Source organism: Micromonospora sp. NPDC048986 (assembly GCF_040649335.1).
Taxonomy (GTDB): Bacteria; Actinomycetota; Actinomycetes; order Mycobacteriales; family Micromonosporaceae; genus Micromonospora; species Micromonospora alfalfae.
Map to the genome: position 1 here is coordinate 54,137 of NZ_JBEZFJ010000020.1, position 23,514 is coordinate 77,650.

Sequence of the window (23,514 nt, forward strand, 5' to 3'; positions counted from 1 at the left end):
GATCGAGAGGACTCCTGTGCCCCGGATCCGTACCCTGCTCGCCGCCCTGACCGCCGTAGCGGTCACCCTGACTGTCGCCGGGTCGATGCCAGCGGTCGCCGCACCGGCCCCGCTCGACACCAGCCAGCACCTACGGATCCTGGCGATCGGCGACAGCATCACCCGAGGTGTTGGCAGTCCAACGACGGACGGGTACCGGGCATACCTGACCAGCTACCTGGTTGACGTGGGTCAGTACACGACCACGGACATGGTCGGTGGTCTGGTCGATGGCCTCGGCCCGCAGCCGCAACATGAGGGTCACGGTGGGTGGCGGATCGACCAGCTCACCGCAGAGGCGGCCGGCTGGGTGACCACCTACGACCCGGATGTGGTGCTGGTGATGGGCGGGACCAATGACGCCCTACAGGGGGCAAGCGCCACCACGATGGGCAACAGGTTGCGCGGGCTCCTGGCCGCGATCCTGACCACCGACCCCACCGTGCGGGTCATCGTCGCCGACCTCATCCCGCCCTATGGGAGCGACCAGAAGGACACGGCGTCGCTGCTCAGCCGGCAGTTCAACGCCCAGATCCAGGCCATTGCCGACGCGGCCAGCCCGCGGGTCTCGGTGGCCCGGATGACCCGCGCCGTGCCGAGCCGGCTCCTGGCCGACGGCGTGCACCCGGACGACGAGGGCTACGAGCGGATGGCGTGGGTCTGGTGGCAGTGCCTCGGCCCGATCCTCACCGCCGACGGCATCACTCGCACTGGTCGGGATCCGCTGCCGCAGCCGGTGCCTCAGACCGAGCTGTGCACTGGGTGACCACAGTCGGGGCACACCACGTCATCAGCACGTAGCCCGTACTCACACAACGGGCATGAAGTGGTCGACGCCGACCGTTGGTACCAGCGCCGAATCGCCGCAAGCGCAGTAACGAAACGGAATCGGGTCACCGCATCACGATAGCCATGGCCGGCAACCGGGTCTGCTCACTGTTGGGCAGTCGACAAGGAAGGTATCCGAATGGGCCGCTGGACTGACCTCGCGCAGTGGCGGGGGTCCACCATCAATTCGGGTGACGGTGACGGAAAGCCGGGTGAGGCGGCTGATCGGTTGGCCGAGCACCGGGGCGTCATCGTGCACATCGCGCAGGGCACCTATGAGGGCACGATCTCGTGGCAGCGCAACCCGTCCGCTGATGTGTCGTCGCACTTCGTGGTTGCGAAGGACGGGCGGATCGCCCAGGTCGTTGACACCGCCGAGCGGGCATGGACGCAGCGGGACGGCAACAGTTCCTGGCTGAGCATTGAGAACGAGGGTTTCGTTGCGGATGGCGGGCTAACGGCCGCGCAGGTGACCGCGAACGCGAAGATCCTTGCCCGCGCTCACCGCGAGCATGGCATCCCGCTCCAACTCGCGACCAGCCCCACAGGGCGGGGCCTCGGCCACCACAGCATGGGTGCCGAGTCCGGCTACAACTGGGGGCACTCCGAATGCCCCGGCACGAAGATCAAAGCACAGAAGCCGGAAATCCTCCGACAGGCCAAAGCCATTGTCAGCGGAGCAACTGAGACTGAGGAGGAACCAGACATGACCCCTGCACAGGATGGATCGCTGTCCATCGCGTGGGAGGACGCCGAGGCGTGGACCCTCGGCCTGGATACAACCCCGGAACGGAAGCGCCCCCACTGGGGCACACGTGAGGCAAAGAAGCAGACCGCGTTGCTGCTCGAAGTCAAAGCGAACCTCGCCCAGCTCGCCGGCCGGGACTGGGTCGACGAGACTGCGATCGTTGCCGCCGTGGTGCAGGGTTTCGGGCCGCAGCTCATCAACGCGGTCCGGTCCGAGTTGGGCGACATCGACGACGACCGTGTGGTTGACGCGGTCGAGCGCGGCCTGCGGACCGTCCTGGGCGGTCTCGATGGTGCCACCCCGACGGGCGGGTAATGCCGCCGGTACTAGTCACCCGTGGACGGCAACCGTTCGAGGTGACGTTCTTGGTCGCGGCCGGCATCTGCGGTCTTGCCCTGCTCCTGGGCGACACACGCCCGGCGTCAGTCGCCGCATCGATGCCCGTGTGGCTGCAATCGACGTGGGAAGTCGGGCTGCTGGTGTGCGGCGTGGTCGGCTTGGTCGGAATCTGGTGGCGGGGCGCATTGGTATCGGCGCTCGCCGTCGAACTGGGTGCCCTGTTCCTCCTCGGCGCGCTAACCGCCATGTACACGATCGCCCTGTTCAGCGTCTCCGCCGGACAAGCCACAGCGGCAGGCGCTTTCGTCTCGGCGGTCGCGGTGGCGTCGTGGTGGAGGTCCGGGCAGATCATCCGTGACCTGCGCCGTCTGTACCGGGTCTCCGCTGAGGGAGGCGCCTGATGTTGACCGCGCCATCACCTCCGGCGGGACCGCCGTGGGTGCAGATCCTCCTGTCGGCCGTGGGTATCCTCGGTGGCCTCGGTGGGGCCGCCGCGATCGCAACCGTGTGGTTGCAGCGGAAGAAGTTCCGGGCCGACGCCGCTGACGTCATCACCGACACAGCCCTGACCCTGGTCGAACCGCTCAAGACCCGAGTCAGTGAGTTGCAGTCTGAGGTACGTGATGCCCGTCATCAGGCCAAAGCCGCGAACGCAGAGGTAGCCGAGCTGCGGTCTGCGGTACGGGAGATGACACGGATACTGGCCCGTTGGCATGCGGCGATCTTCGCCCCTGACGCCACCATCGACCGGTTGCGGGTTATGGCATCAACCGACCCGACCCCGTCGAGTAACGGTGTCGCCCACCACGACGGTGACCGCGACTAGGTCATTGCCGTGACCAGGTTCCGCCGCGCCGAACCCACCCCTTCCCCGTGGGCTGACCGGTCGAGTCGTACTCGGCGGGAACCTCATCCCACGCCTCACCGGTAGCGGCCATCACCTGGGTAGCGACCTGCCGCGCTTCCGTCTCCGACGGGTAGACGCGGGAGCCAACGTTTGTGTCTGTGTGCTCGACGACCCACCTGCCGTCGGGCAGCAACCCGAGGCTGACGTGCTGGCACTGCCAGTGCGACACGGTCCCGGACCGCCACCGCTGTACCCGGCGGAGCCCTGGCAGTAACCACGGCTGTACGGGTTCACCGGTCGTCACCTCGGCACCGTACCCCCACCAGGCCGGCGAGCGATGCCGGCCTTCATTCGCGCGCCCGGTTCTACACCCAACGGGCGCTTCCTCACATTCCAAGATCCCCTGGGAGACATCTCGTGCACGACGTACCCGAGCTGCCCGTCTACGGCTTCGAGCCGGACCTCGGCGGCCTCCTGAGCCTGGTCATCACCATCCTGCTGCCGATCGTCGTCGGCCTCGTCACCCGCCAGTCGACGTCGGCCGGCGTCAAGGCGACCCTGCTGCTGTTCCTCGCGGCCGTGACGACCGTCCTGAAGGCGTGGCTCCAGGCCACCCAGATGGACGTGCCTTTCGAGGCGGTGCCGCTGATCTACACCACCCTCATCAACTTCGGGATCGCGGTTGCCGTGCACTTCGGCTTCTACAAGCCGACCGGTGTTGCCGGCGCCGCGCAGGGCACGCTGAACACCGACAAGTCACCCGAACGGGTCTGACCCATGTTCGCCGCCCTGCTCCTGGTCGCAGCCGTGATCCTCGCGATCCTTCACGCGGTTGGTGTCGGTGGGCGAGTCAACCTCGGCTGGCTCGCTATCGCCTGCGTCATCGCTGCTGCTTTTACGATCCCTGCGCTCAACGCGCTCACCTGAGCCCTCCCCAGGGATCGGCGTCACCACCCGACGGGTGACGCCAACAAGCCGGCCCGGTCCTCCTTGCCTTCGTGGCGGGGAGGGCCGGGCCGGTCTTTGTTGTGTCGGTGACCTGCGTTGCGGGCTTGCTCCACCTGCTCGCGGCCGTGGCCAGCAACCCGAGGCGATCACGCCGACAGGACGAGACTGCCCCGAGTGGTCGGGCGGGGCAACCACCAACAGTCGGGCTGTGGATAACTCGACGGGCTGTGGATAACTCCCAGATCAGACTCGGCTGTGGTATCGCGACGTCGGCGCGAGGCGCGGCGCTGTTGCGGTTCCGGGCACATCTGCTAGCGTCAGACCAGTCCCCACGTTCGTGGGGGTGATCCACTCGTCCCATCCACGAGGACTTGTGTTTCGCACCATTCCCCACGCTAGTGGGGGTGCTCCATTGCTCCTCCAGGGGTGCAAGTGCTCCCCGCGTAGGCGGGGCTAAACGCAAACAGGCCCACCCCTCAGGGGTGGGCCTGTTGCTTTTGTATCCACGTTCAGGCGAGCGCCGCCGCTTCGATCGTCTCGTAGCGGCTCTCAACTCGGCTCCAAGCCACCCGGAACAACTCGGTCATCTCCTCGTGGTCGGGCATCTCAGCGCCGCGCGGGTGAGTGAACTGGCTGGTCGCGGGCTCCCAGGTCGCACCCTCGGGCAGCAGGTCGTTGACCTCGTTGTTGTACTCGACCATCAGTGCCTCGTAGATGGCGTCTTCGGTGGCCGGGGTGTACTCGCCACCGTTGAGGAATCCTCGGATGCCGTTGGCCTGCTCGTCGGCACCGAACTCGGCGCCGTAGGTGGTGCTGGTCCAGGTCATGTCGATCTCCTTGGCAGTAATGAGGGCGTTTCTCGTTGCGTCGGCGCTACACGTCGAGCCGGGCACCCATCGCCGACTCCCATGCGATGCGGGCAGCAGCCAACGCATGCTCGGCGGCCTCGACGTCCTTGTCCAGTGCGAGCCACTGTGGTTCGAGTGCCTCATGGGCAGCTGCTGCGGCGTCGTATTCGGCCGAGTGCACCTCAGCGTCGTTCATTGCCTTTTCGGCGGCGGCGGCCGGTCCGTTGCGGAACGCAATTCGTGCCTGCCGTGCGGCGGTCGCACGGTCCTGCGCGGCGGTCACGGCCTTTTCGGCGGCGGCGATCACGATCTCGGGGTGGCTACTGAAGTCGTAGCCGCGTTCGCTGGCCAGGGTGCGCAACTCGGCAGCGGTGAAGTCCACGAAATCCGGTCCGTCGACCTCGTGGTCGTAGGTGTACCCACCGCTGGCAATAGGGGTGCTGGCGCTCTCCATGCTGGAAACCACGGTGTGCTCCTTGAACGCGACGATACGGGCGGCGGGTTTGCCGTTGCGGGTAAGGATGACGTCGGTGCCCTGCTGGGCGGCGGTAACGAGTTCGCCGAGCCGCTTACGGGCCTCTTCAATGCCGACGTTCTTGCTGGTCATGACTCAAACCTTAAGGTATCCATGCTGGACCGTCAAGACAAACCTTAAGGTTTGTACTCAGGCGGCCGTTGGCAACTCGCGAAGACTTACCGGCATTGGCGGCACCACCGGGTAGGGGGCCACACGCCCAGTCCGGACCCGCACCGACCACGCCAACAACCTGCACCCACCATCCGTACATCGGGCGCACGTGCCCGGCGCCCACGTCGACTCCACCGTCTGATGCTGCTGCCACGTCAACTCGGCAGCCAAAGCCATCCCCCACGCGTCTGCGACGGTCACCGCTCGACCTGCCGGAGGATCGCCGCCACCCGCACCAGCAGCACCATGCACGGGATGGTGCAATCACTCGACTTGTAAGCGCACTCAATCGCGTGACCGGTTACCCACGCCTGTTCCGGGCTGTCGGCGTGGACCCGCTCAACACAGATGTACGCGCGATCCCACACCGGAACCCGGTCCTCACCACACCACTCACCGGGAGCGAGACGCAGCACCGTTCCGGGCGGAAGTATCGGCAGCTCGCTCATATGCGCCGCCCGAAGCCGAGTCGGAACCAACGGCCCCGGTTGCCCTCCATGCGCTCCACCGGAGACGGACTGACCGGGACGACAACAGTCGGCGGGGGAACCTCAGGGTGCTCCTCGGTCGGGTCCGTCACCCACGCCGGCAGCTCACCGTGGCTGCGGTCACCGCGCCAACCAGCGTGCTGCGGATACATTGTTGCCGCCCCGGTCTGGTCCAGGGGCTCCGCGTCGTCGTCGCGGCCCCCCATCAGGCACCCGCCCGGTCAGCAAGGATCAGGCGCCCTACCCGGATGAGTAGTGAGCGGGCGTCTCGGCGGGTCGGGCACGGGTGCCGTTCGGCGCAGCAGGTGCACCACACGTCGCCGTCGGCGGGGAGGTGTTCGCGCATGACTTGGTGCGCTTCGTCAATCCAGTCTTGCCGCACGCCCGCCCCCTCGCTGGGATGCGGCGGCCGGGCTCTTGCTTCCCCTCAGCGCCGACCGCCGCACCCGCTTATGCGGTGGCCCCGGTACGGGGAATCGAGGCCACCACGTTCACCGTCCGCCGGTATCATACCGGCGGCCTACGTCCACTGTCTCACCAATCGACCATGGTCACAAGCCAACTTGGACAGAAAAAACCGAGGTCAGAGCATGTGCCCCAACCTCGGTTTGATCGAAAACTGTCAGATGTGGTCAAACGCCCCCGAGGTTGTCCCGGACCGGAACGCCTCCCACGAATCACGAGACAAAACCAGCACCGGACCGTCCGGGCCATCCTCGCTCTCAGCCAGCGCCACCCGGCCGGAGCCGTCGTTTGCCGCCGACACGTACAGGCACCCGTCGCTGTTGCTGCTGTCCGGCGACTTCATCCAGTGCCTGAATGCCGGGCCGGCGGTGGTGTTACGGAACTGCGGGTCGGACATGAAATCCCCTTCGGATCAGGACGCGGCCAACTCGGCTGCGGCCTCGCGGATGAACGCCGCACTGTCCTCGTCTGACAGGGCAGCGGCACGCAGCCGCGTATGCAACTGCGCGTACCCCTCAACCGACGACTCGTCGGTAACCAGGAAATCATCGCTGGTCGTGTCGATCGCCACGATGCGCGGGTCCTCCGGGTCGGGGTACGTCATCAGGGAGTAAGGGGTATTCGAGACGGGGCCGTCCGCAACCCGAGCACTGACGGGCAAAACTTGGATGCTGACCTTCGGCAACTCGGTCAGCTTCAACACGTAGTCGAGCTGGGCAGCCATAACCGCGTCCGGGACGGATGGGCGGCGAATCGCCTGCTCCTCCACCACGAGGTTGTAGGTGACACCCTCGGTGATGACCTGCTGCCGGCGCACTCGACCGGCGACGATCACATGCACGTCCACGGTCGTCGGGTGCGGTTGCCCCACCCGGGCGCGTTGCTGGGCGTAGTCAGGGTGCTGCACCAGACCCGGCCAAAGGTGAATGCCGTACTCGGCGATCCAGGACGTGCCGTCCTCAACTTTGGCCCATGCGCGCTGCCGGGCACCGAGCGGCATCGTTTCCCACCACCCAGGCACCGACCCTGCTATGGCCAGGCCAACAATCTCGGACCACAGGTCAGATCCTTCGGCCACGCCGAGTGCGCCCAGGAGTCTCGGGATGGCGTCCGGTGACGGTTTCCGGGCCAACTCCGGTTTCGACGTCAGATGCGCCTCGGGATGCTCCATGCGACTGATCAGGGCAGTCGACACACCGGCAGCGGACGCAAGCATCCGGTGACTCATCCCCCGGTCGGTGCGGAGCGCGATGAGCGCGGCGGCAAGTCGCCTACTGCGTGCGAGCGCGTTAGCCACGGTGATCCTCCTGTCGGTTCGGATTGTGCCACCTCAGATGGCCGAAACGCGGCGTCTAGATGGTCGGGTGCGTGCGGGTTACGCTCGGGTCCTGGGTTCGACTGCGGGTCGAGCAAGACCGGCGGGCCCCGTACTCGTCGTCGGGGCCCGCCGGTCACTGCCGAGACTTTGACGCCCGCAGCACCCACGTACTCGCCGGGCACTCCGCCGGACGACCGGTGTCACCCCGCCGCCGCACCTGACACACCAACCTCCGCAACTCCCCCGCCCGGCCGGCTTGGATCAACGGCCATGCGTACACACCCATCCGCTCGGCGGCAATGTCGTACGGGGCCATGTGCAGGTTCGTCTGCTGCTCCCCGTAGGCGACCAACTGGCCGTCTTCGTCTCGGATGGCCCACAGCCACGGCTCCCGCTCCTGGCTCACCTGCGCCGCCTACGACGCCTCGTGCCGGTCAGCTCCCGCCACAGTCGCGCCCACGTCCGCCCGTCGACCAGGGCCAGGCCGAACACACCAGCTACCCCGGCGAGCCCCGCACCGGCGGGATCCCATCCGTCAAGGCGACCAGCGGAAGCCCAGACCAGGGCGCCGAACACGACCAGGAGCACCACGGCGACCTGCGCGGCAGGGTGCCGCCGGAACCACGCCCACGCCCCGTACCGCACCGGGGCGGCCACCCGAGCCGGATAGGCCACTGCCCGCTGTTGGGGAACACGCTCCCCCTTTGCCGACTGCACCCACCCCGGCTCGCGGACCTGCCGGTGCTCAACCGCCCGCCACACCTCGATCCTCTTCGGGTTCTCGGTGTTGTGAATGTAGTTGTACACCGGGCGTTGAGGTGACTGGCCGGGCACGAGGACCGCACCGTTACGGATGTACCACTCCTCTTTCGCGTCCAACTCAGCTTGGGTCCAGTAGCCTTCCTCAATCGTCCACGACCCGCCGAAGATCACATCCCCGAATGGCTGCGTCTCCCGGTGCTGGTCCTCACGTTGCTTGACCGTCTGCGCTGTCTGGCCGATGTAGCCGACCACCGGCGGGCCGGGAACGACCCGACCGGCGCTGTCGACGGGGAGCGTCGGGATGCCGTAGACCGCGCTACGGCGGCGAACGACCATCCGACCAGGACCACTGCCTTGAGGTGGCGCATCCACCCGATATGTGGTCACCGGTCGTCAGCCCGGTCACTGAGGTAGTCGTTGACCCTGCCCTCCCAGAACGTGTTGAACAGGGAATTCAGGCAGTCGTACAGATCGCTTGTCTCTTCGGTCCCGCCCGTTGCGCGAGAGAGGGCGCCGAACTTCTGCACGATCGTGGCCGCGTGTCTCACAGGCAGCAGGACGGTAATTGCGTCGGGCATCTCGTTCTCGTCGAGGGCGATGCTGGTGATCCGAGGTGTGGTCATGGCTGGGCTCCTTCTGCTGGTTGCTTGATTCCTTGCTGCGCGCTAACCGGCTGCCGCACCTCGTAGATGCCGTTTTTGATCCGACGCAGGCTGCCGTCGGCAAGGAGATCGGTAAGCGCCTTGTTCATCGTTCCGTCCGCCATCTGACCTTGGATCGCAGCAGCGATGGTTGCCCTCTCGACAACCCCCCGACTGTCGGCACCCGCGCGGGCGGCAGCCAACACCGCGTCACGCGCCTTGGGGGTCGCGGCGGGCACCTGTGTGGTGCCGCCAGATGGGGCCCTCTGTCCCGGCACTGGTGGCACAGGCGACGCCGAAGCCATCTCGATCAGCTCCAACGCCTTTCCGCCAGACAGCAAGTCGGCGTCCGACCGGCCGGCGGCAATCAGTCGCATTGCCCGCTCTGCCCGATCCCCCCACAGCGGTCCGGATACAAGTTGGGCATCACGTCCGAACGACGCGGGAGACAGCGTGGACTGCCCGTGAGTGTCGGTGAGCCAGACCTGCATGTCATCGCCGGTGTAGTCGGCCCTGCCGTACACGTCGCGACCATTGATGCCCTGGGCGAACATCAACCCGGCAGTCGTTTCTCCCGCAGCGCAGGTGTTCGCCCCCCACACCGACGGCAGGGCAGTCGGGTCAACGGGGCAGTCCCCGTCAACAGCGGACCGGCCAGCAACGTCAGTCATCGCCCGGAAAATCAGAGTCTGGCCGGCTTTCAGTTGCTCCTTGATGTACGTCGACCCACCAAGGTTGTACGCCGCCGGGATCTGGGTGATCAGGCGCATCTTGATGCCACACTTCCGCCCCTGCCCAACAAGCTTCTCAACCAGTTCCAGGATGACCGGGTCGTCGATGTACGACTGAACCTCATCCAAGGTGATGACCAGCAGCGGCATCGCCTTCGTCGGTCGCCACGTCTTGATGTTGTTGGCCGCAAGCTCGTCGTTGCGGCGGTACATCTCCTTCAACGCGGCCAGGAGCATGAGTTTGATCTCGGACGCGTCGCGGGCGAACCAGTCGACGGCGTCCTTCAACGCCCCGTACGACTGACCGCCCTGCGGGTCACCAACCCAGTCCAGGACCAGGCCGTTCGAGTGCAGGGAAGCGAGAAGGAGTTGGGCAACCAGTTCGGACTTCCCGGATCCGGTGCACCCGGAGATCAGGTCATGGGCGGCGCCGGTCTTCGTCCACCACTGGTAGAAAATGTCAAGACCGTCATCGAACCGGCCGATGCGGGACCGGCCGCGCGGCCAGTCGTTCGCGACGTCAGGGCCGGGCCACAGTTTCGTCTCCGCGAGGAGGTTGTCGGGTTGGACCCGGAGCCACCCAACGCTGAGGTCTGATTCGTCGGCGGTGAAACTGACGTCGGCGTAGGTGCACGCGTAGGCGGCGGCGATACGACCAAGGAGGGTCGGCCTGCTCTCCCGCATGTTGATCGTCCCGGGGACCTTCGCTACGACTTTCGCCGACCAGTTCGGCAACTGGGTGCGGACACTGGCCCGGACCTCGCACGCCGGAAGCTGGTTGTAGTCGACCAGTTCGGTGTGGGCGAGGGGCCCACCGGCGCAGCCGATGATGGTTGCCCAGGTGGCGAGGGCGCGAAGCCGCACCGGGTCGGGAGCCTCTACCGGCTGCTCGTCCGGGGTCTCAACCTTCAGGTCCGTGGCCGGTATCTCGCGGCTGCGGCGCGCTTCAGCGCGATCCCACCAGCACTTCGCTCCGACTGCCCACCGGATCAAACCGGCAGCGGCGATGATCCGACCTGCCCACGTTGACAGGTCCGTACCCGTTAGGGCAGTCGCCCACAGCCCGGCCTCGCCGGCAAGAAGCGCGGCCCGGCGGGACTCATTGATGATGTGACGCACCCGCCGCCCATCGCGTTGCCCCTTCTCAATCCGGTTCCGTTTGATCGCCCGAGCCGTCAACGCCCGCTTCGTCGTGTAGTAGGCGCCGCCGGCAAGCACGGGGGTCGCCAACAGCGGGGCGGTCGCGGATACGTTCGCCAGGTCCGTGATCAGGTCCGTCAACGCACCTGCGGTGGGAACCGCCCACGGTAGGGCGGCCCGCCCGTACATCTTGTAGGTGGCCTCGGCAACGGTTGCCAGCCGCGCCCCCTCCTTCGGAGGCATCAGCTTGTCACTGTGGTAGCGGCAGAACCGGTCAGGTGTTTCCGGCAGCAGCCAATCGAACTCCGGGCACCGTTCCTTGCCCCCACCGTTGACAACCCGCATCTTCGGGCACTGGTGGCGTACGTGCTTGGTGCGCTGGTCGTCGGCGTCAACGGGCACCTCGTAAGGCATCCGCCGACGCCGACCCTCATCGTCGATGAACCAGGCTTGCATCTTGGCCGCACCCTCCGGGGTGGGCGTCTTCGCGGTCTTGCCCCCGGCGCCGAAAGGCAGTGGCGCGGGGGCCGGCGGCGTCACTACCACGGCATCCTCCTTCGGTTAGCTGTTGACGCGATCGAACGCGCGGGCGACGTTCCCGAGGAGCGGGGATACCTCGGCGTTGCAAGAGTTGGCGCTGGCCTGCGCGGCGGCAGCGGCCTCAGCGGCGGCTGCGGTGTACTGCACCACCTGCGACCGGCCGGACATCTGCACGTTGCTGAGGGTCTGCTCGCCGAGCTGGTTGATCCGGTTCCGGATCTGCGACAACTGGGCGACGAACGAGGCAACGGCGGTGTCGAGCGACCGTTGGATGGCGCGGGCTTCACCGGCGCCGGATACGACACCGGTGACTTCCTGCTGTGCGAGTGCGTTTCCCATGGTTCCTCCTGGTGCTTCGATTGCTGCTGGTGGTGCGGGGTCTGCGATGGGGTCGCCGAGGGTGGCGTCTACCCGGATCGGGCCACGGTCCTCGGAGTTGTGGGTGTTGCCGTCGGCGCCTGTGCTGGTGGCGCGGTACCCGAAGGGGTCAGTTGGTGGTGGTGCGGTGCGCCCGGCGTAGACGTACTCGTCGGAGTCGTGAACAACGGTGATCGGTTCGTCGTCTTCGTCGGGGCCGGCGCTCTGGTCGTCTGCCGGTTTCCTCGGGCGGGGTGTGACGGGCAGGTCGGTGTCCGGGGTGTTGGTGTTGTCGCCCGGCGCGTCCGAGTCGGTGCGCCACTGGTCAACCAGCCGGCGTGCGGCGTCATCGAAGCGGTCCCGCCACGACTCCGCCGCCGCCCCGGCTGCCTGGTCGGCGCCCTTACGGATCTGCTCCGTCTCCCGTTGCACCTGCCGGTCCACCAGGTACTCCCGCACCCGGTTTGTTACGTACCGGCGCATCAGCTTGGTGGTCGACGCCGGTTCGAAACCCGCGTCGACCAGCCGCTGCCGCCGGTCTTGGGCTGCCGGGGACTCTTCGCCGCGTTTGGCGTAACCCCACTCCTCCACCGCTTCCGCGCGGGCGGCTGGGTCACGGGTGAGGATCCCGTAGAGGGCCAGCACCGTTACCAGGAACGAGATGGGGTCCACCGGTCACATCCCCAGGAAGGAGCGGAAGCCGGACAGGATGCCGTCGAACGGGGTGAGGATGCCGTCGTAGATCTGGCCGAGGGTGCCCCCGGACAGGCGCATGAACGACGGGGTGAGGCAGATGAGGATGAACGCGGTCCAGTCGGGCCGCCGGTCGGCGATGTCGACGCCGATGAACAGCAGCATAATGAGGGAGGCGATGCCTGCCCCGCCTGCGCCGATGCCCATGGCGTCACCGAAGCCGGTGGTGATTCCGACGCCGCCGAGGACGGCGAGGCACCACGCGATCCAACTGTAGATCTTGGATACCTTCTGGTTCTTGAGCCGCTTGCTGATGAGCCACTGGGCGGCGAGAGCGACGGCGATCAGGCCGGCGCCAATACCAACTTCGAACACGCGAATCACCCCTTTCCGAGGATGTGGTTGACGAGAAGAACTACACCGACCGCTGAGGTCAGGACGCAGACGGCGTTGATCCGTCGTCGGGTGCGCGAGTACCTGCGCGGCCCAAGCGCCCGCTCGGTCAGCACATCGACCACGAACCCCGAGACCGCCAGAACAGCGCCGAGCCCGGCCACGACGATCAGCCCCTTCCGGTGATGAAGTCGGCGGCCAGTAGGGACGCCAGGACGAGGTAGAACCCCCACCGTCGAGTGGGTCGAGCAGCGATGTACCGCAGCGGTCCCTGTAGGACCGACGGGGCGATGAGGACCAGGCCGAACATCAGCAGCCGGTCGGTGGCGTTGGAGATCCTCCATAGGAGGAACAGGGCGTCAGAGCAGCCCGGTATGCGCTTCGGATCAATCGCGGACAGCGCCCACGAGGCCCGCAGAGACAGCGGACGGGCAGTCCACAGCCACCACCGGCGCGCCCCAGCCTTGATAGTCAGGACCGGGTTGCCAACACGGTCCGTGAGCCTTACCCTCGCGCGTGCGCGCGTCGACACAGCCGGGCTGTCGAGCTTCGGAACCCTCCCGTTCCGGGGGGATCGAATTTCACGCTCCGTAACCAGTGTGGTCATGCCCGGACCTCCTCTCGAATCTCATCGATCGCGTTCATGACGGCCTCGATGGCGTCGTCGAGGCGGTTGGCCCGCCACGCCTCCGACACCAGCCAGGCGCAGGCACGCCAGAGCCGTTGCCGAGGTGTGGGGGCGTCGTTGACCTGTGCTTGATGCCACGCCCCACGCCGGTTCGCTGACCGTTCCGCCCGTTTGGTGGCCATTACTCCACCTCCGTTTCGGCCGGCAACATCCACCGGAACAGCACCTGACCACGGCCTTTGCCGTACTGGTCGACCTCACGCGCTTCCAAGTGGTACAAGTGGATCTCTTCCCGCTTGGCGCGATCCCGCAGAGCAGCACCCCGCAAATGCCGGTTGAGCAGGTCAGACATGACCTCCGCGTTGTCGAAATCCAGCCCAGTCAGGAACGGGTTCAACTCGCGAACCTCACGCCCCGACTTGAAGGCTTTGATCTCGTAAATCTTGGCTGCCATCTCCGACTCTCTGGTGGTGTTTTCGCAGGTCAGGGTGGGTGTCACGGCTTGGTGATCGGCTTGAACGCGTCGGCGGACTGAACCCGGCGGTCGTACCGGTAGTGCATCCCCCGCAGCGCCAGGAACAGCACCAGCGACGCCAGGATCGTGCTGGTAGCGCGCTCGATGTGGTCCTCGGCGACCACGGCAGTGGCGAACGCGGCGATGACAACACCGATGGTCAGGACACCGCCGATGAGGCACGGCCACTGCCACGGGTTCACCAGGCGGTACTGGGTGACGTCGGCCGGGTCCTTGTCCTGGTTGACGAGGGTCACCTGAGCCGGGGTGTTGTCGATGAGGGCAAGTCCCAGGGGTCCGGGACGGAGGGCCACCTCGCGGGACGGTGGCTCCTCGATGAGCAGCGTGATAGCGGGCATGGTGTCGGACGGCTGCCAAGCCGTCGGGTTGTCGGTGATGGTCATGACGGGGTCTCCTCAACGTTGATGTGGCGTCCGTTCGTGCCGGACGTGACTGGCTTCCTCGGCTCCGGCAGGGCGGACAGGATGTCCGGACTCACGGCCAGTGCCCGCTGTGCTTCCTCGGCCCGCTCGCGCTCCTTGAACCAGCGCCCAACGGTCTTCTCCGCGACGGACAACTTCCGGGCGATCGTCGAGTAGGTCGCGTCGTCTTCGTCGCGCATCTTGAACGCCCTGAGCTGCGGCGGAGTCCACTTCGGTGTCCGGTCAGATGTCCGGCTCCGAGTACGGCTACGGGGGGTCTGCCTGTCCGGTCGGGTGACGGTCACGGTGTCCCCCGCCACGTCCGGACCCTGAATCGCCTTCGTGTCCGGACGGGTGTCGGTCAGGGTGTCCCGACCCGGTTTCCGGTCAAGGGCGGACAGCATGTCCAGCGTCAGGTGCGGACCCATGTCCGGTACCGCAACCCCGTTGGTGTCCGCCGTCATGTCCGGGCGGGTGTCCGCCCCAATGGCCGACTGGTGTCCGGTCGCGGTGTCCAGCGCCCACGGGGACAACCCGTCGACCGCCTTCTTCTTCACCCCGTCGCGGGCCTGGTACAGGGTGGCGAGGTGCTTCTGCACGTCCGCCATCACTGACCGATCAGTGGCCATGTTCAGGTACTCGTTCATCAGCTCGACCTGCCGCGCCAGGCGACGCTCAGCCCGCTGGAGACGCCACCCGGTGACACCGCCCGTTTCGAGCTGGTGCAGCCGGTAGGCGATCCGCGCGAAGGTAGCGATACGGCGGGCGCGGTCAACGTCGGACACTGTCCGGTCACTGGCCTCCACCCACCCGAGGCGTGCAAACAGACGCTCAGGGGTGAACGCCCAGTTGAGCTTGAGGCGCTTCACCGGCGGGTACTTCGTCGGGTTCTTGTGGTGCAGGATGTCGCGCTCCTCGCGCAGTTCCTCGATCCACATGTAGGCGGCGACTCCGGCGGCGAACAGGCGGAACAGTCGCTCGTCGAGGGTGTTCGCGTGGATCGCGGCGATCGTCGCCGACGCGGCGGCGAGACCGAAGACGGTGCGGGGCGCGGTGCCGAGGCTGCCGTGGCGGTACAGGTGCCGGCGGGCCCGGCGGGTCGCGGTGATGATCTGCATCTCGACGAACGAGAACAGGATCACCCGGATTGGCCAGGCGACGCGGATGACGTCAACGAAGAAGCCCCACATGCCTTCGGCGAGGACGGCGGTGGCGATCAAGGCGGTGATCCGGGTAATGCCCCGGTCAACGGCGCCGATCTCGTCGCGGTTTTCGTCGTCCTTGGTGGTGGCCTGGCGGCGGCGCTTGCTGATGATGCTCGCCGCGAGGAGTGCCACGAGGAGGAGCGCGGTGCCGGCCATGACGTGCTGGCTGATGGTCGCGCTGATCCAGTCGGTGACGTCGAGGGGCGACCAGCCGTCATCGCTCGGCACCGGTGTGGTGGCCGAGTCTCTGAGGTCGCCCAGGTCTGGGCTCAGCAGGTGTCCGCTCGGGGTCATATCGACACGGTACATGCTGTAGGCACCGCCTGTCCATACAGCCGGCTGGACAGGGAGCGTGATACATGATGTCCTTACAGGTGATGCAGTCCAACCAAGATCGGGGGTTATCGTGATCGGCATGCCGCAGGCCGACAGTGACCAGCCCGCCTACGTCCGCGTCGCAGACACACTCCGACGCGAGATCCGTGCGGGCATACTCGGCGTCGGCACGCTGCTGCCATCGGAGGTCAACATCGCCAAGGCGATGAACGTCTCCCGGAACTCCGTCCGGCCCGCCCTCGACATCCTCCGCAGGGAAGGACTCGTCCGCACCGAAGTCGGTCGCGGCACGTTCGTCCGCCCACCAGTGCCAGCGCGGCGCATCTCGATGAACCAGTACCGGGAAGACGCAGCCACCGCAGCGAGAACTACTTACCCCCCACCACCGGCCGCCGCCGATTCCACCCTGGCCCCACATCTGCCGACCGTGGAGCTAACCGAGGTCCCCGCCGACGCCGGGCTGGCCGACCTGTTCCGGATCCCCGAGGGAACCCCACTTCAGCGGCGATACGTCATCCACCGGGTCAACGGAACACCGGTTCAGGTGACAACCTCGTACTACCTGCTCGACATGGTCCAGGGCACCTGGGTCGCCACCCCGGAGAGTGAGCCGTCACCAGGTGGGGCGATCGGGCACCTGTGGTCGCTCGATGTCCAAGTGAAGAAGGTCCGGCCGGTGGTTACATCCCGGCCACCAACAACCGACGAAGCAGCAGTGCTGCGGACCGAACGGGACGTGCTCGCCATCACCCGGCAAATGCTCGACGGGTCCGGGCGTGTCGTCGAAGTGGCGCGAGAGATCGTCATCTCGTCGGCGGGTGTCGAGTTGGAGTACGAGATCGACCTCTGACCCGGTTACGCCACCTCTTGGATCGTTTGGAGGATGAGTCGCGGGAGGGCGTCGATCGCCGAGGCCAGGAACTGTTCGATCGGCACTGCGGTCCGGCTCCGGTCAACATCGATGTGGGTAGCCCATTCAGCGGGCTGATACCGGGCGAGCATCGACAAGGTAAAGGTGACCGCCCACCACGCCATCAGCGGATGCTGGCTGGTGGTGTTCGCGCCCACTACGGGAACGAACACACCCGTCGCAACTCTGCCCCTTTCAAAGAGGTGCATCATCGAGCCGAGGTGTTCGTTTCGCTGCTCCCACGTGGCTTCCCTGCCCTGTGGGGCTTCCCAGTGCATGGGGAGGTTCGCCCACCCGTCCTGCGTGGTGCCGTACGCGGGTGGTCCGTCGGGGTGGTCGGTTGTTCGCACGTAGCTGCTGTACCCGGACGCCGTCGGGTACGCGGCCATGAACTCGCGGAGGCTTTGCCCGGATGCCTCGGCTGCCAACCACGGCGGGAAGTGGGACACGAGTGCGCTTGCGAGCGGGTGCGGTTGGAAGCTGCGGTCGCCGTGCACGCGGAGGACGGTGCGCCGGGATCGTTCGTCATCGACGATTGGTTGCGTGCGGTTCTCGGGCACGGTGTCCCAGAGTTGGGCAAGGCGTACAGCGTCGTCTTTACCCCAGATGGGCGAGCCGAGTATGTGCGACAACCGAACGAAGCTGCCCTTGTTGCCGTCGGCGTAGACCTTGATGTCCGGCAGGGGGTCACGTAGTTCAACCGGCAGGATCCCGTGACTACTCATTTCCCAGCCGCCGGCCGCGCTGGTGTCTGCCGCCGCTGCGGCGATGGCCCGACCTGCCTGGCTGAGCCCGTAGAACACGAGCAGTGGACGGGTCGCGGGCCCGACGACTGCTGCCGCTCGGAACATCTGCTCGGCTTGTTCGAGAGCGAACACGTACGTCTCGCGGCGTTTCCGGTTCCCTGCTGCGGCGGCAGGTGGGTCGGAGCGGGTGGCACGGAGACGGGACCACACATTTCCGGTGATGCTGTTGAGGGTCATGTGAGTCTCCGGTTGGGCGGTGGGTGGTGCGCTGATCCTGCCGCATGCCCGGGTGTTGACGCAGTCCGGACACCAGCTTCCGGGGTCACAACTCCGCCGGTTCGGTTGGGAAAGTGTCGTGACCTGCGGGTACGGTCCCGGGTCGTGGAAATCCTCGCTGTCCTCCGAGGCGGCCCCGGTGACAGTCAACCCGTAACCGCCCATGGTCGTGAGTTGGTGTGGCGGGGGTGCCTGTACGAGTTCACCGGTGACCGGGCGAAGCGTCTCGGGGTGGAGCGGCAGGTGTTCGAACACGCAGCTGACTGTTGTGAGCCGTTCGGGCGGGGGTCCGAAGACAGGTGTGAATAGCACGAAAGCCGGCCCCTCGACGTGAGGTGGCCGGCTTCCGCGTTGTCAGGTGGTCAGTTGCCGGGGCCGGAAGGTGGGCCAGGTGTCGACGGCCCGGACGGCGGGTGGATCCCGGTGTTGCGGCTGAATAGCCGGGGGCGGCGCGGTCGGCCCTTCCCGATCGTCACCTCACGGGCGATTGCTGGCGGGTGGGCTCGCGCGCAGTTCGGGCACAGGTCCAGATCCGGGCCACCAATGGCACCCGGTGCTGGGCGAACCTCCCACCCCCGTTCGGCTGCTTTCGCCCGCACCTCCTCCGGGGTGCTGGTACTCGCGGCTGTTTTTCGGGTGCAGTAGTCGCAGTGCAGGGTGTAGGTGGTTCTGCTGTTGAGCATCGCCGTTCCTGGGGTGTTGGGGGTCAGGGTGTGCGGCGTTTGCCCTTGTCGGTCGCCGGGTCGTACTTGCCTTCAAGGAACAGCAGGAAACCTCGCAAGTTCCCCTCGCGGATCCTCATGGAGTTGTCGGCGTACCCGCCGGTTTCGTGTGCGGCCAGGAACTCTTCGGCGAACGCACGCAGGTCGGCGATCTGTCCTGCGTTGAGTTTCGGTGTGGCGATGGTGGCCTCCTTCGGTGGTCCGGTGTTGCACGGTACGGCCCGGTGTCGAGCCGCATTGGTCAATGCCGCCCGGCCCACCTGAATCGCCCGTGGATGTCGAACGCCCCAGCGCCAACAGTGAAGTCGTCCTTGTTGATGACCTCGTAGTCCTTGCGGCTGGTCCAACCGGTTTCGCCCCGGTCATCAACCGTGCGGCGGCAGCATGGGGTGCGCCACACCGTGCAGTCCGTGTACCGGGCGGTGACTTCTACTCCACAGAGGTCGTACACCTGGCCGCAGGTGCAGCGGACGGGGATGAGCATGTCCCGGATCTGATCGGCGAGCATGTCGATTTCAAGGCGGTCATACATGGTCGGTCTCCTGTCGCACGACGTCGCTCGCCTGTACGCAGCCCACGATGCGCTGCTCGTTGGCGGGGTCGAGAAGGTACAGGACGCTGTCCGGGACACCGTCGGCGTCGTACACCTGGTAGGTGCCGGCGGGAAGCGTGATGCCGCCGCCGTTGGGTCCGATCGCGGTCGTATCGGCGGCCAGGGTTACGTAGCGGTCAGCCATGGTCGGCTCCACGCGCCGACTGTGTCCAGTCCCGTCCCTGCTTGACACCCTGCTGGGCGATCAGCACCAGGGCGGCCCCAAGTAGCTTCGCGGCACGGTCGGGGTCGTTTCGGTAGAGCGCACTAGCAGTGGCTGCGAGTTGATCCGGGGATTCGCCGTCTCCGAGGTCCATGCGGATCCCTTCGGCGACCATCTCGATCTGCTCTACGAGCCCTTCAAATCCGGCCATGGGTGTCTCCTCAGGTTGTCTGGTTGGCGGGAGCACAGTCGGTCTCGACCGCCGAGCCGTAGATGTTGCAACCGACCCGCAGAACGGCCCGGTCGCATCGGGTGCAGGTGTACCGCTCCTGGGTGATCCCGTCCGCGATGACGGTGTGACCGCGTTCCTCGGCCAGCCGCACGGGCTCACGTTCCCAGGCGGCGTCGTCGAGCAGGAGAGTGGTGGGCTGTTGGTTTCCGACCGGCATTGGGCTACTTCCCTGCGTTCGCGGTGGCGTCGAGGTCGGCGAGCACCTGTCGTCCGGCGTCGGTGAGTCGCCACGGCTGGGAGGCGTACATCGACGGTCCCTTCGCCGGACCAACCTCGATCAGCTTCGCGGCACGTAACTTGGCGATGTCGGTCGTGACTCGGCGTTGCGCACCGGGCATCCATTTCCACACGTCGTAGTCGGGCTTCTTGACGTCCCAGGTGCGGTGGTGGTCGACCTGGCCGGCGGCGACGCCTCGCAGGAGGGCGACACGGGTGGGGGTCATGTTCAGGTCGGCCATGGTCACGCCTCAGCGGTCATGTCGATGGCGGCAACCCACCGCTGCCCGTCGTTCGTGTCCCATTCGCTAGTGGTTGCCCACCCGTACTCGGTCAGGGTCCGGTCGGCGGCGTCGGTCGGTTCCTCTCCCCGCTGTACGGGCACGGGGTAGGAGGCGAACTGGAAGCCGTGGTTGGTGAGACGGAGGTGGCTGCCTCGCGGGTTGGTGGTCAGGATGGCAGTAGCCACGGTCAGATCTCCTTCGCTGCGTCTTCAAGGGCAGCCAGGATCCGGTGCCCGTGCTGCTCGCCGACGTCCCCGTACTCGAACATGCGGGCGAACTCGGCGACCGCCTGCTCGCGGGTCCAATCGGACGGGAGCGACAGGTCCCACACGTACGGGTCTTCGTCGCGTACGGAGTCCAGTGGCTCGACCAGCGGGCCACCATCGAGGAACTGCTGCCTGGTGGCGTCGATCCGCGTGGTGGTCGTTTCGAGCCACCAGTGCGGGTGCTCGTCGTACTGGCCCCGGACCGCGCGAGTGGAAACACCGTTGGCGCCGAGGACGTAGGCGAGGACGGCACTGGTTCCGAGGCACGCGCCCTCGCAGTCGGGGATCACCTGGCTAACGAGGTCGGCGGCTCTCTCGGTGAGGTCCCGGATGGCCTGTTCCGTGCGGGTAGTCAGCAGGGCGGTCATGGTCAGCGTTCCTCTCGCAGCAGCCCGGCCCGGATCAGGTCGTCGGCGATAGACACAGACACGCCCCAGTTGTGGCGACACTGCAACACCTGCACCGCCTGCTCCCGCACGAGACCGGGGCGGTACTCGCAGCCGACAAGCAGGCCGGCGGCGGCTAGGTCCTGAGCGGCACCTTCGGCCCTGTCGCGGACCTTGAATTTGCCGCCGATGTGCGGCTCGATGATGTCGGCGGCACGGGACAGAACATCGGTGATCTGGTCAGCGGTGGCCATCACGTCACTTCCCTTCGGCTACGCGCTGAGCTTCTACGGCGATACTGACCGCCTGCGACGCTACGAGCGCGGCCACCGTCACACCCTCGCCGGCTGCCCGGTCCTGTAGGTCAGCCCGGGTCAGCAGGACCTGCTCAACCGATGAGCCTGGGGTGAGCACCGCATCCGGGGTAACGAGTCGGGGCCCGTCGGCGGTGGCGGCGAGCACGCTGCGCGGGGTGTTGGCGGCGAAAGCAACGAATGTGGTCGCTGGTCACGCGGTCCGTTTGAGCCATGTCGTTCACTTCCCTTCGGCTACGCGTGCCGCGTTGGCCATGTCGTCGACAGCAAACGGTACGAAGGTGTTCGGCACGGGGAACACCTTCCAACATTCAGGGCCGTCGCCTAACGTCTCTCGTTCCCGCCCGATACGGCTGAGGTGTCCGCGAAGGCGGACCTTCTCGTCAAGGTTGATCAATCGGTTGCACCCAGAACACCGGGCAGCGCCGTAGCGTCCGACGCTTGGCTGAGTTCTGCCGCGTCGCCTAGCTCGCGGGCGGTGAATGGGTAGCAAGACGTGAAACGGGGCTGCGAGATACCGAACCATCTCGGTAGAGAATTCCGATCTTCCAGACTCCGCTACCCCAAGTCGCACATTGCAGCCGTGGCAGATGAGCCCACGCACCGCCCTCCAACCCCTCTCGTGCTGGTGATCATGGTCGATGATGGGGTTCTCATGCGGTCGTTGGCAGACACCGCAGCGTCCCTCGGACCACTTCACGAGCTGTCGGTATTCGTCGCAACTCAGCGAGAAGCGCTCATGGCGCCCGTTGTGGTCTCCGTGGTCCCAGGGGGTACCTGTCGGCCACTCCCGCTCCGTCATCAAGCTTCCCTTCAGGTGATGCTCTCTATACGTCAACGTTACCGCGCCAGCGTTGCAACGTCAAGCAAGTTCAGATGGAGCCACAAGTAGACCCTGAGCTGCTTTTACTTACCTTCGCCCGCGCGCCAGCCCTGCCCGCGACGGGACTCTTCGTACTCGGCGATGGTTGCTTCCCACCACCACGGCGTCCGGTCGTCGTACTTCCCATCCGCCTCCGGAGCGTGACTTGGCAGCACCTTCCCTGCCTCGCGCTCCTTCTTCGCCTTCGACACGTACCCGCGCCACGTCGGCGGGGAGATCCCTAGCCGCTCGGCTACCTGCGGAACGGTCAGCTTGGCACCACGGTTCTTCCTCGGCATAACGGACAGGTTACCGCCCGAGAGTTGCAACGCCGCATTACTTGCGCTCACCTCGGGGTCTCCCTTGTCTCGACGGGAAGGGACAGGAACAGTCAGCGATGGAACAGAGACAGCAACCGGTCGATTAGGCGAGGCTGCCTCACTCGCCCGCCCCGCTTCGTCAGCCACCACAACCCGGCCTGGGTTGGGGTGTCGACAACCTCCACCAACCCACGCTCGCGCAGTGCCTCGATCTGGTCGGTGACGTTCCGGTACGGGTGCTGCATTCCGAGCGCGTTCCGCAGGTACCACCAGGTGCTGCCGTCAGTGTCCTGCCAGATCTCGGCCAGGTTGACGGCGTCGAGGAGTTCGGTGGTGGTCGGGGCTGTCGTGTCGGTGGTCGGCATGTCGGTCCTCCGGTACTGGGCGGGTCAGGGTTCGAGGTTGCGGGTGATGCAGAGCTTCGCAACCGACGCCAACTCCCCGGCCAGACCGCTCGACATTCCGTGCTCGGTCATCAGCAGGTCGGCGGTCACGGCCGCGTCGGGGTTGTCCATCCGCACCAGGACGGCGGTCGCGAGCTGGTCCCGGTCGTAAACGCGTCCGTTGATCTCGATCGTGCTCATCTCGGCCTCCTCAGTGCTAGTTGGTGAGGTGGTCAGCCGCGACGTTCCGGCGCCACCGGCTCCGGTACACCACCCCAGAGAACGGGGCAGGCGTTGTGGTGGTGGGTTCGACAGACGGGGCAGGCAAGGATCTTCGGAAGCTCGTTCACGGTTCTCCTCGGTGCTGGCTTGGGGATGGTGTGGTGCCCTCGGCTGGTTTCGAACCGGCACCTCACGGCTTGGCGAGGGCTGGCGCTCAGGAACGCCCGTACGCCTCGTCCAGCTCGGCCGCCAACGTCCGGACGATGCGCGGCGCCTCATCGGTCAGGTCGTTCCAGATCGCCTCGGCCAGCGCCCCGGCGCCCATGGTGTTGTTCGGGTTCACCTTGCGGATGATGTCGGCAACGACCTCACCGCAGCCAACGCAGGTCGGGTCGTCGGGGTCGAGGAGGGTAGCGATTGCTACGCCCAGGTCATGCGGGGCTGTGTTGTTCGGATAGCGGCGGATCACGGCGGCGATCCGGTCGATCGGGTGGGTGCTCATCTTGGGTCTCCTTCGTCGGTGCGGGTTTGGGTTTTGCGGGGCGGACCGGGGTTGAACCGGTGTCCTGCGCACCATCGGGGAGGTGCGCTGCTCTACCAACTGAGCTACAGCCCCAGGGTTAGGCGTCCTCATGGACGCGG

Annotated in this window: 39 protein-coding genes and 1 tRNA gene; 8 read left to right on the top strand and 32 right to left on the bottom strand. The window is 66.5% G+C overall.

Features of this window, described 5'->3' with window-relative positions; genetic code table 11:
• Nucleotides 1–16 precede the first annotated feature (16 nt).
• The 6 genes from AB0B94_RS30730 to AB0B94_RS30755 all read left to right on the top strand — a co-directional run bounded on the left by AB0B94_RS30730 (nucleotide 17) and on the right by AB0B94_RS30755 (nucleotide 3,728).
• Nucleotides 17–805 (top strand): GDSL-type esterase/lipase family protein, encoded by a 789-nt coding sequence (locus AB0B94_RS30730; RefSeq protein WP_357288552.1) that lies wholly within the window; start codon nucleotides 17–19, stop codon nucleotides 803–805.
• A gap of 201 nt (nucleotides 806–1,006) precedes the next feature.
• Nucleotides 1,007–1,930, top strand: a complete 924-nt coding sequence (locus tag AB0B94_RS30735; protein ID WP_357288555.1) for a peptidoglycan recognition family protein — start codon at nucleotides 1,007–1,009, stop codon at nucleotides 1,928–1,930.
• Between the two features lie 41 nt (nucleotides 1,931–1,971).
• Nucleotides 1,972–2,355, top strand: a complete 384-nt coding sequence (locus AB0B94_RS30740) for a hypothetical protein (RefSeq protein WP_357288558.1) — start codon at nucleotides 1,972–1,974, stop codon at nucleotides 2,353–2,355.
• A complete protein-coding gene (locus AB0B94_RS30745; RefSeq protein ID WP_357288562.1) occupies nucleotides 2,355–2,780 on the top strand; it encodes a hypothetical protein in 426 nt (141 codons plus the stop codon). The genes AB0B94_RS30740 and AB0B94_RS30745 overlap by 1 nt, the downstream gene beginning before the upstream one ends.
• A gap of 438 nt (nucleotides 2,781–3,218) precedes the next feature.
• A complete protein-coding gene (locus AB0B94_RS30750) occupies nucleotides 3,219–3,575 on the top strand; it encodes a hypothetical protein (protein ID WP_357288565.1) in 357 nt (118 codons plus the stop codon).
• A 3-nt stretch (nucleotides 3,576–3,578) separates the two neighbouring features.
• Nucleotides 3,579–3,728, top strand: coding sequence for a hypothetical protein (locus tag AB0B94_RS30755; RefSeq protein WP_357288568.1), 150 nt, complete (start codon nucleotides 3,579–3,581; stop codon nucleotides 3,726–3,728).
• Between the two features lie 530 nt (nucleotides 3,729–4,258).
• On the opposite strand, the gene AB0B94_RS30760 is transcribed toward AB0B94_RS30755, so the two are convergent.
• The 16 genes from AB0B94_RS30760 to AB0B94_RS30835 form a co-directional block, all read right to left on the bottom strand.
• Nucleotides 4,259–4,576: a hypothetical protein gene (locus AB0B94_RS30760; protein WP_357288571.1), complete on the bottom strand. Its 318-nt coding sequence runs from the start codon at nucleotides 4,574–4,576 to the stop codon at nucleotides 4,259–4,261.
• Nucleotides 4,577–4,622: 46 nt separating this feature from the next.
• The gene (locus tag AB0B94_RS30765; protein ID WP_357288574.1) at nucleotides 4,623–5,204 is read right to left on the bottom strand and encodes a type II toxin-antitoxin system Phd/YefM family antitoxin; all 582 of its coding nucleotides are present in this window, start codon (nucleotides 5,202–5,204) and stop codon (nucleotides 4,623–4,625) included.
• A gap of 278 nt (nucleotides 5,205–5,482) precedes the next feature.
• Nucleotides 5,483–5,734: a hypothetical protein gene (locus AB0B94_RS30770; RefSeq protein ID WP_357288577.1), complete on the bottom strand. Its 252-nt coding sequence runs from the start codon at nucleotides 5,732–5,734 to the stop codon at nucleotides 5,483–5,485.
• A 661-nt stretch (nucleotides 5,735–6,395) separates the two neighbouring features.
• Nucleotides 6,396–6,635, bottom strand: a complete 240-nt coding sequence (locus AB0B94_RS30775) for a DUF397 domain-containing protein (protein ID WP_357288580.1) — start codon at nucleotides 6,633–6,635, stop codon at nucleotides 6,396–6,398.
• Between the two features lie 15 nt (nucleotides 6,636–6,650).
• A complete protein-coding gene (locus AB0B94_RS30780) occupies nucleotides 6,651–7,535 on the bottom strand; it encodes a helix-turn-helix transcriptional regulator (RefSeq protein ID WP_357288584.1) in 885 nt (294 codons plus the stop codon).
• A gap of 154 nt (nucleotides 7,536–7,689) precedes the next feature.
• Nucleotides 7,690–7,962, bottom strand: a complete 273-nt coding sequence (locus tag AB0B94_RS30785) for a hypothetical protein (RefSeq protein ID WP_357288586.1) — start codon at nucleotides 7,960–7,962, stop codon at nucleotides 7,690–7,692.
• Entirely contained in the window at nucleotides 7,959–8,654 is a 696-nt protein-coding gene (locus AB0B94_RS30790; RefSeq protein WP_357288590.1) for a hypothetical protein, read from the bottom strand. The genes AB0B94_RS30785 and AB0B94_RS30790 overlap by 4 nt, the downstream gene beginning before the upstream one ends.
• A gap of 47 nt (nucleotides 8,655–8,701) precedes the next feature.
• A complete protein-coding gene (locus AB0B94_RS30795; protein WP_357288593.1) occupies nucleotides 8,702–8,941 on the bottom strand; it encodes a hypothetical protein in 240 nt (79 codons plus the stop codon).
• Nucleotides 8,938–11,376: a hypothetical protein gene (locus tag AB0B94_RS30800; RefSeq protein ID WP_357288596.1), complete on the bottom strand. Its 2,439-nt coding sequence runs from the start codon at nucleotides 11,374–11,376 to the stop codon at nucleotides 8,938–8,940. Before AB0B94_RS30800 ends, AB0B94_RS30795 begins: the two co-directional genes overlap by 4 nt.
• A gap of 15 nt (nucleotides 11,377–11,391) precedes the next feature.
• On the bottom strand, nucleotides 11,392–12,399 hold the full coding sequence (locus AB0B94_RS30805; protein ID WP_357288599.1) for a hypothetical protein: 1,008 nt from the start codon (nucleotides 12,397–12,399) through the stop codon (nucleotides 11,392–11,394).
• 3 nt (nucleotides 12,400–12,402) lie between these two features.
• Nucleotides 12,403–12,804, bottom strand: coding sequence for a hypothetical protein (locus AB0B94_RS30810; RefSeq protein ID WP_357288602.1), 402 nt, complete (start codon nucleotides 12,802–12,804; stop codon nucleotides 12,403–12,405).
• 178 nt (nucleotides 12,805–12,982) lie between these two features.
• Nucleotides 12,983–13,420 carry a hypothetical protein gene (locus AB0B94_RS30815; RefSeq protein ID WP_357288604.1) on the bottom strand — a complete coding sequence of 146 codons (438 nt, stop codon included), beginning with the start codon at nucleotides 13,418–13,420 and terminating at the stop codon, nucleotides 12,983–12,985.
• On the bottom strand, nucleotides 13,417–13,623 hold the full coding sequence (locus tag AB0B94_RS30820) for a hypothetical protein (protein WP_357288608.1): 207 nt from the start codon (nucleotides 13,621–13,623) through the stop codon (nucleotides 13,417–13,419). The genes AB0B94_RS30815 and AB0B94_RS30820 overlap by 4 nt, the downstream gene beginning before the upstream one ends.
• The gene (locus tag AB0B94_RS30825; RefSeq protein ID WP_357288611.1) at nucleotides 13,623–13,895 is read right to left on the bottom strand and encodes a hypothetical protein; all 273 of its coding nucleotides are present in this window, start codon (nucleotides 13,893–13,895) and stop codon (nucleotides 13,623–13,625) included. The genes AB0B94_RS30820 and AB0B94_RS30825 overlap by 1 nt, the downstream gene beginning before the upstream one ends.
• Before the next feature lie 41 nt (nucleotides 13,896–13,936).
• On the bottom strand, nucleotides 13,937–14,359 hold the full coding sequence (locus tag AB0B94_RS30830) for a hypothetical protein (protein WP_357288614.1): 423 nt from the start codon (nucleotides 14,357–14,359) through the stop codon (nucleotides 13,937–13,939).
• A complete protein-coding gene (locus tag AB0B94_RS30835) occupies nucleotides 14,356–15,999 on the bottom strand; it encodes a hypothetical protein (RefSeq protein WP_357288617.1) in 1,644 nt (547 codons plus the stop codon). Before AB0B94_RS30835 ends, AB0B94_RS30830 begins: the two co-directional genes overlap by 4 nt.
• Here AB0B94_RS30835 and AB0B94_RS30840 point away from each other — a divergent pair.
• Nucleotides 15,998–16,768 carry a GntR family transcriptional regulator gene (locus tag AB0B94_RS30840; protein WP_357288621.1) on the top strand — a complete coding sequence of 257 codons (771 nt, stop codon included), beginning with the start codon at nucleotides 15,998–16,000 and terminating at the stop codon, nucleotides 16,766–16,768. The two genes, AB0B94_RS30835 and AB0B94_RS30840, sit on opposite strands and share 2 nt — an antisense overlap.
• A gap of 5 nt (nucleotides 16,769–16,773) precedes the next feature.
• Here AB0B94_RS30840 and AB0B94_RS30845 read toward each other — a convergent pair whose 3' ends face one another.
• A complete protein-coding gene (locus AB0B94_RS30845; RefSeq protein WP_357288625.1) occupies nucleotides 16,774–17,811 on the bottom strand; it encodes a hypothetical protein in 1,038 nt (345 codons plus the stop codon).
• Nucleotides 17,812–17,961: 150 nt separating this feature from the next.
• Between AB0B94_RS30845 and AB0B94_RS30850 the strand changes: the two genes are divergently transcribed.
• Nucleotides 17,962–18,159 (top strand): hypothetical protein, encoded by a 198-nt coding sequence (locus tag AB0B94_RS30850; RefSeq protein ID WP_357288912.1) that lies wholly within the window; start codon nucleotides 17,962–17,964, stop codon nucleotides 18,157–18,159.
• 397 nt (nucleotides 18,160–18,556) lie between these two features.
• On the opposite strand, the gene AB0B94_RS30855 is transcribed toward AB0B94_RS30850, so the two are convergent.
• From AB0B94_RS30855 to AB0B94_RS30925, 15 genes are all read right to left on the bottom strand, one after another.
• Entirely contained in the window at nucleotides 18,557–18,832 is a 276-nt protein-coding gene (locus AB0B94_RS30855) for a hypothetical protein (RefSeq protein WP_357288628.1), read from the bottom strand.
• Nucleotides 18,814–19,104 (bottom strand): hypothetical protein, encoded by a 291-nt coding sequence (locus AB0B94_RS30860; protein ID WP_357288631.1) that lies wholly within the window; start codon nucleotides 19,102–19,104, stop codon nucleotides 18,814–18,816. The genes AB0B94_RS30855 and AB0B94_RS30860 overlap by 19 nt, the downstream gene beginning before the upstream one ends.
• Nucleotides 19,097–19,309 (bottom strand): hypothetical protein, encoded by a 213-nt coding sequence (locus AB0B94_RS30865; protein WP_357288634.1) that lies wholly within the window; start codon nucleotides 19,307–19,309, stop codon nucleotides 19,097–19,099. Before AB0B94_RS30865 ends, AB0B94_RS30860 begins: the two co-directional genes overlap by 8 nt.
• On the bottom strand, nucleotides 19,302–19,538 hold the full coding sequence (locus tag AB0B94_RS30870) for a hypothetical protein (RefSeq protein ID WP_357288637.1): 237 nt from the start codon (nucleotides 19,536–19,538) through the stop codon (nucleotides 19,302–19,304). Before AB0B94_RS30870 ends, AB0B94_RS30865 begins: the two co-directional genes overlap by 8 nt.
• A gap of 10 nt (nucleotides 19,539–19,548) precedes the next feature.
• Nucleotides 19,549–19,776, bottom strand: coding sequence for a hypothetical protein (locus tag AB0B94_RS30875; protein ID WP_357288640.1), 228 nt, complete (start codon nucleotides 19,774–19,776; stop codon nucleotides 19,549–19,551).
• A gap of 4 nt (nucleotides 19,777–19,780) precedes the next feature.
• A complete protein-coding gene (locus AB0B94_RS30880; protein WP_357288643.1) occupies nucleotides 19,781–20,077 on the bottom strand; it encodes a hypothetical protein in 297 nt (98 codons plus the stop codon).
• A 2-nt stretch (nucleotides 20,078–20,079) separates the two neighbouring features.
• The gene (locus AB0B94_RS30885; RefSeq protein WP_357288646.1) at nucleotides 20,080–20,304 is read right to left on the bottom strand and encodes a hypothetical protein; all 225 of its coding nucleotides are present in this window, start codon (nucleotides 20,302–20,304) and stop codon (nucleotides 20,080–20,082) included.
• 2 nt (nucleotides 20,305–20,306) lie between these two features.
• Nucleotides 20,307–20,753, bottom strand: coding sequence for a hypothetical protein (locus AB0B94_RS30890; RefSeq protein WP_357288649.1), 447 nt, complete (start codon nucleotides 20,751–20,753; stop codon nucleotides 20,307–20,309).
• A 2-nt stretch (nucleotides 20,754–20,755) separates the two neighbouring features.
• Nucleotides 20,756–21,025 carry a hypothetical protein gene (locus AB0B94_RS30895; protein WP_357288652.1) on the bottom strand — a complete coding sequence of 90 codons (270 nt, stop codon included), beginning with the start codon at nucleotides 21,023–21,025 and terminating at the stop codon, nucleotides 20,756–20,758.
• 280 nt (nucleotides 21,026–21,305) lie between these two features.
• On the bottom strand, nucleotides 21,306–21,887 hold the full coding sequence (locus AB0B94_RS30900; RefSeq protein WP_357288655.1) for an endonuclease domain-containing protein: 582 nt from the start codon (nucleotides 21,885–21,887) through the stop codon (nucleotides 21,306–21,308).
• Nucleotides 21,888–21,991: 104 nt separating this feature from the next.
• Nucleotides 21,992–22,246, bottom strand: a complete 255-nt coding sequence (locus tag AB0B94_RS30905; RefSeq protein WP_357288658.1) for a hypothetical protein — start codon at nucleotides 22,244–22,246, stop codon at nucleotides 21,992–21,994.
• Nucleotides 22,247–22,338: 92 nt separating this feature from the next.
• Nucleotides 22,339–22,632 carry a hypothetical protein gene (locus tag AB0B94_RS30910; RefSeq protein ID WP_357288661.1) on the bottom strand — a complete coding sequence of 98 codons (294 nt, stop codon included), beginning with the start codon at nucleotides 22,630–22,632 and terminating at the stop codon, nucleotides 22,339–22,341.
• 24 nt (nucleotides 22,633–22,656) lie between these two features.
• Entirely contained in the window at nucleotides 22,657–22,851 is a 195-nt protein-coding gene (locus AB0B94_RS30915; RefSeq protein ID WP_357288664.1) for a hypothetical protein, read from the bottom strand.
• Nucleotides 22,852–23,086: 235 nt separating this feature from the next.
• Nucleotides 23,087–23,374 carry a hypothetical protein gene (locus AB0B94_RS30920; RefSeq protein ID WP_357288667.1) on the bottom strand — a complete coding sequence of 96 codons (288 nt, stop codon included), beginning with the start codon at nucleotides 23,372–23,374 and terminating at the stop codon, nucleotides 23,087–23,089.
• Between the two features lie 36 nt (nucleotides 23,375–23,410).
• Nucleotides 23,411–23,488: transfer RNA gene (locus AB0B94_RS30925), tRNA-OTHER, on the bottom strand.
• Nucleotides 23,489–23,514 lie beyond the last annotated feature (26 nt).

What these genes read in the sequence shown, in the direction of transcription:
- AB0B94_RS30795 (WP_357288593.1), bottom strand. Translation starts at nt 8,941, where the DNA reads ATGACCACACCTCGGATCACCAGCATCGCCCTCGACGAGAACGAGATG.
- AB0B94_RS30820 (WP_357288608.1), bottom strand. Translation starts at nt 13,623, where the DNA reads ATGGCCACCAAACGGGCGGAACGGTCAGCGAACCGGCGTGGGGCGTGG.
- AB0B94_RS30770 (WP_357288577.1), bottom strand. Translation starts at nt 5,734, where the DNA reads ATGAGCGAGCTGCCGATACTTCCGCCCGGAACGGTGCTGCGTCTCGCT.
- AB0B94_RS30915 (WP_357288664.1), bottom strand. Translation starts at nt 22,851, where the DNA reads ATGAGCACGATCGAGATCAACGGACGCGTTTACGACCGGGACCAGCTC.
- AB0B94_RS30835 (WP_357288617.1), bottom strand. Translation starts at nt 15,999, where the DNA reads ATGCCGATCACGATAACCCCCGATCTTGGTTGGACTGCATCACCTGTA.
- AB0B94_RS30880 (WP_357288643.1), bottom strand. Translation starts at nt 20,077, where the DNA reads ATGGCCGACCTGAACATGACCCCCACCCGTGTCGCCCTCCTGCGAGGC.
- AB0B94_RS30870 (WP_357288637.1), bottom strand. Translation starts at nt 19,538, where the DNA reads ATGGCCGGATTTGAAGGGCTCGTAGAGCAGATCGAGATGGTCGCCGAA.
- AB0B94_RS30900 (WP_357288655.1), bottom strand. Translation starts at nt 21,887, where the DNA reads ATGACGGAGCGGGAGTGGCCGACAGGTACCCCCTGGGACCACGGAGAC.
- AB0B94_RS30735 (WP_357288555.1), top strand. Translation starts at nt 1,007, where the DNA reads ATGGGCCGCTGGACTGACCTCGCGCAGTGGCGGGGGTCCACCATCAAT.
- AB0B94_RS30865 (WP_357288634.1), bottom strand. Translation starts at nt 19,309, where the DNA reads ATGGCTGACCGCTACGTAACCCTGGCCGCCGATACGACCGCGATCGGA.
- AB0B94_RS30895 (WP_357288652.1), bottom strand. Translation starts at nt 21,025, where the DNA reads ATGGCCACCGCTGACCAGATCACCGATGTTCTGTCCCGTGCCGCCGAC.
- AB0B94_RS30875 (WP_357288640.1), bottom strand. Translation starts at nt 19,776, where the DNA reads ATGCCGGTCGGAAACCAACAGCCCACCACTCTCCTGCTCGACGACGCC.
- AB0B94_RS30905 (WP_357288658.1), bottom strand. Translation starts at nt 22,246, where the DNA reads ATGCCGAGGAAGAACCGTGGTGCCAAGCTGACCGTTCCGCAGGTAGCC.
- AB0B94_RS30760 (WP_357288571.1), bottom strand. Translation starts at nt 4,576, where the DNA reads ATGACCTGGACCAGCACCACCTACGGCGCCGAGTTCGGTGCCGACGAG.
- AB0B94_RS30825 (WP_357288611.1), bottom strand. Translation starts at nt 13,895, where the DNA reads ATGGCAGCCAAGATTTACGAGATCAAAGCCTTCAAGTCGGGGCGTGAG.
- AB0B94_RS30765 (WP_357288574.1), bottom strand. Translation starts at nt 5,204, where the DNA reads ATGACCAGCAAGAACGTCGGCATTGAAGAGGCCCGTAAGCGGCTCGGC.
- AB0B94_RS30745 (WP_357288562.1), top strand. Translation starts at nt 2,355, where the DNA reads ATGTTGACCGCGCCATCACCTCCGGCGGGACCGCCGTGGGTGCAGATC.
- AB0B94_RS30890 (WP_357288649.1), bottom strand. Translation starts at nt 20,753, where the DNA reads ATGACCGCCCTGCTGACTACCCGCACGGAACAGGCCATCCGGGACCTC.
- AB0B94_RS30860 (WP_357288631.1), bottom strand. Translation starts at nt 19,104, where the DNA reads ATGTATGACCGCCTTGAAATCGACATGCTCGCCGATCAGATCCGGGAC.
- AB0B94_RS30830 (WP_357288614.1), bottom strand. Translation starts at nt 14,359, where the DNA reads ATGACCATCACCGACAACCCGACGGCTTGGCAGCCGTCCGACACCATG.
- AB0B94_RS30910 (WP_357288661.1), bottom strand. Translation starts at nt 22,632, where the DNA reads ATGCCGACCACCGACACGACAGCCCCGACCACCACCGAACTCCTCGAC.
- AB0B94_RS30755 (WP_357288568.1), top strand. Translation starts at nt 3,579, where the DNA reads ATGTTCGCCGCCCTGCTCCTGGTCGCAGCCGTGATCCTCGCGATCCTT.
- AB0B94_RS30790 (WP_357288590.1), bottom strand. Translation starts at nt 8,654, where the DNA reads ATGGTCGTTCGCCGCCGTAGCGCGGTCTACGGCATCCCGACGCTCCCC.
- AB0B94_RS30920 (WP_357288667.1), bottom strand. Translation starts at nt 23,374, where the DNA reads ATGAGCACCCACCCGATCGACCGGATCGCCGCCGTGATCCGCCGCTAT.
- AB0B94_RS30845 (WP_357288625.1), bottom strand. Translation starts at nt 17,811, where the DNA reads ATGACCCTCAACAGCATCACCGGAAATGTGTGGTCCCGTCTCCGTGCC.
- AB0B94_RS30840 (WP_357288621.1), top strand. Translation starts at nt 15,998, where the DNA reads ATGCCGCAGGCCGACAGTGACCAGCCCGCCTACGTCCGCGTCGCAGAC.
- AB0B94_RS30815 (WP_357288604.1), bottom strand. Translation starts at nt 13,420, where the DNA reads ATGACCACACTGGTTACGGAGCGTGAAATTCGATCCCCCCGGAACGGG.
- AB0B94_RS30775 (WP_357288580.1), bottom strand. Translation starts at nt 6,635, where the DNA reads ATGTCCGACCCGCAGTTCCGTAACACCACCGCCGGCCCGGCATTCAGG.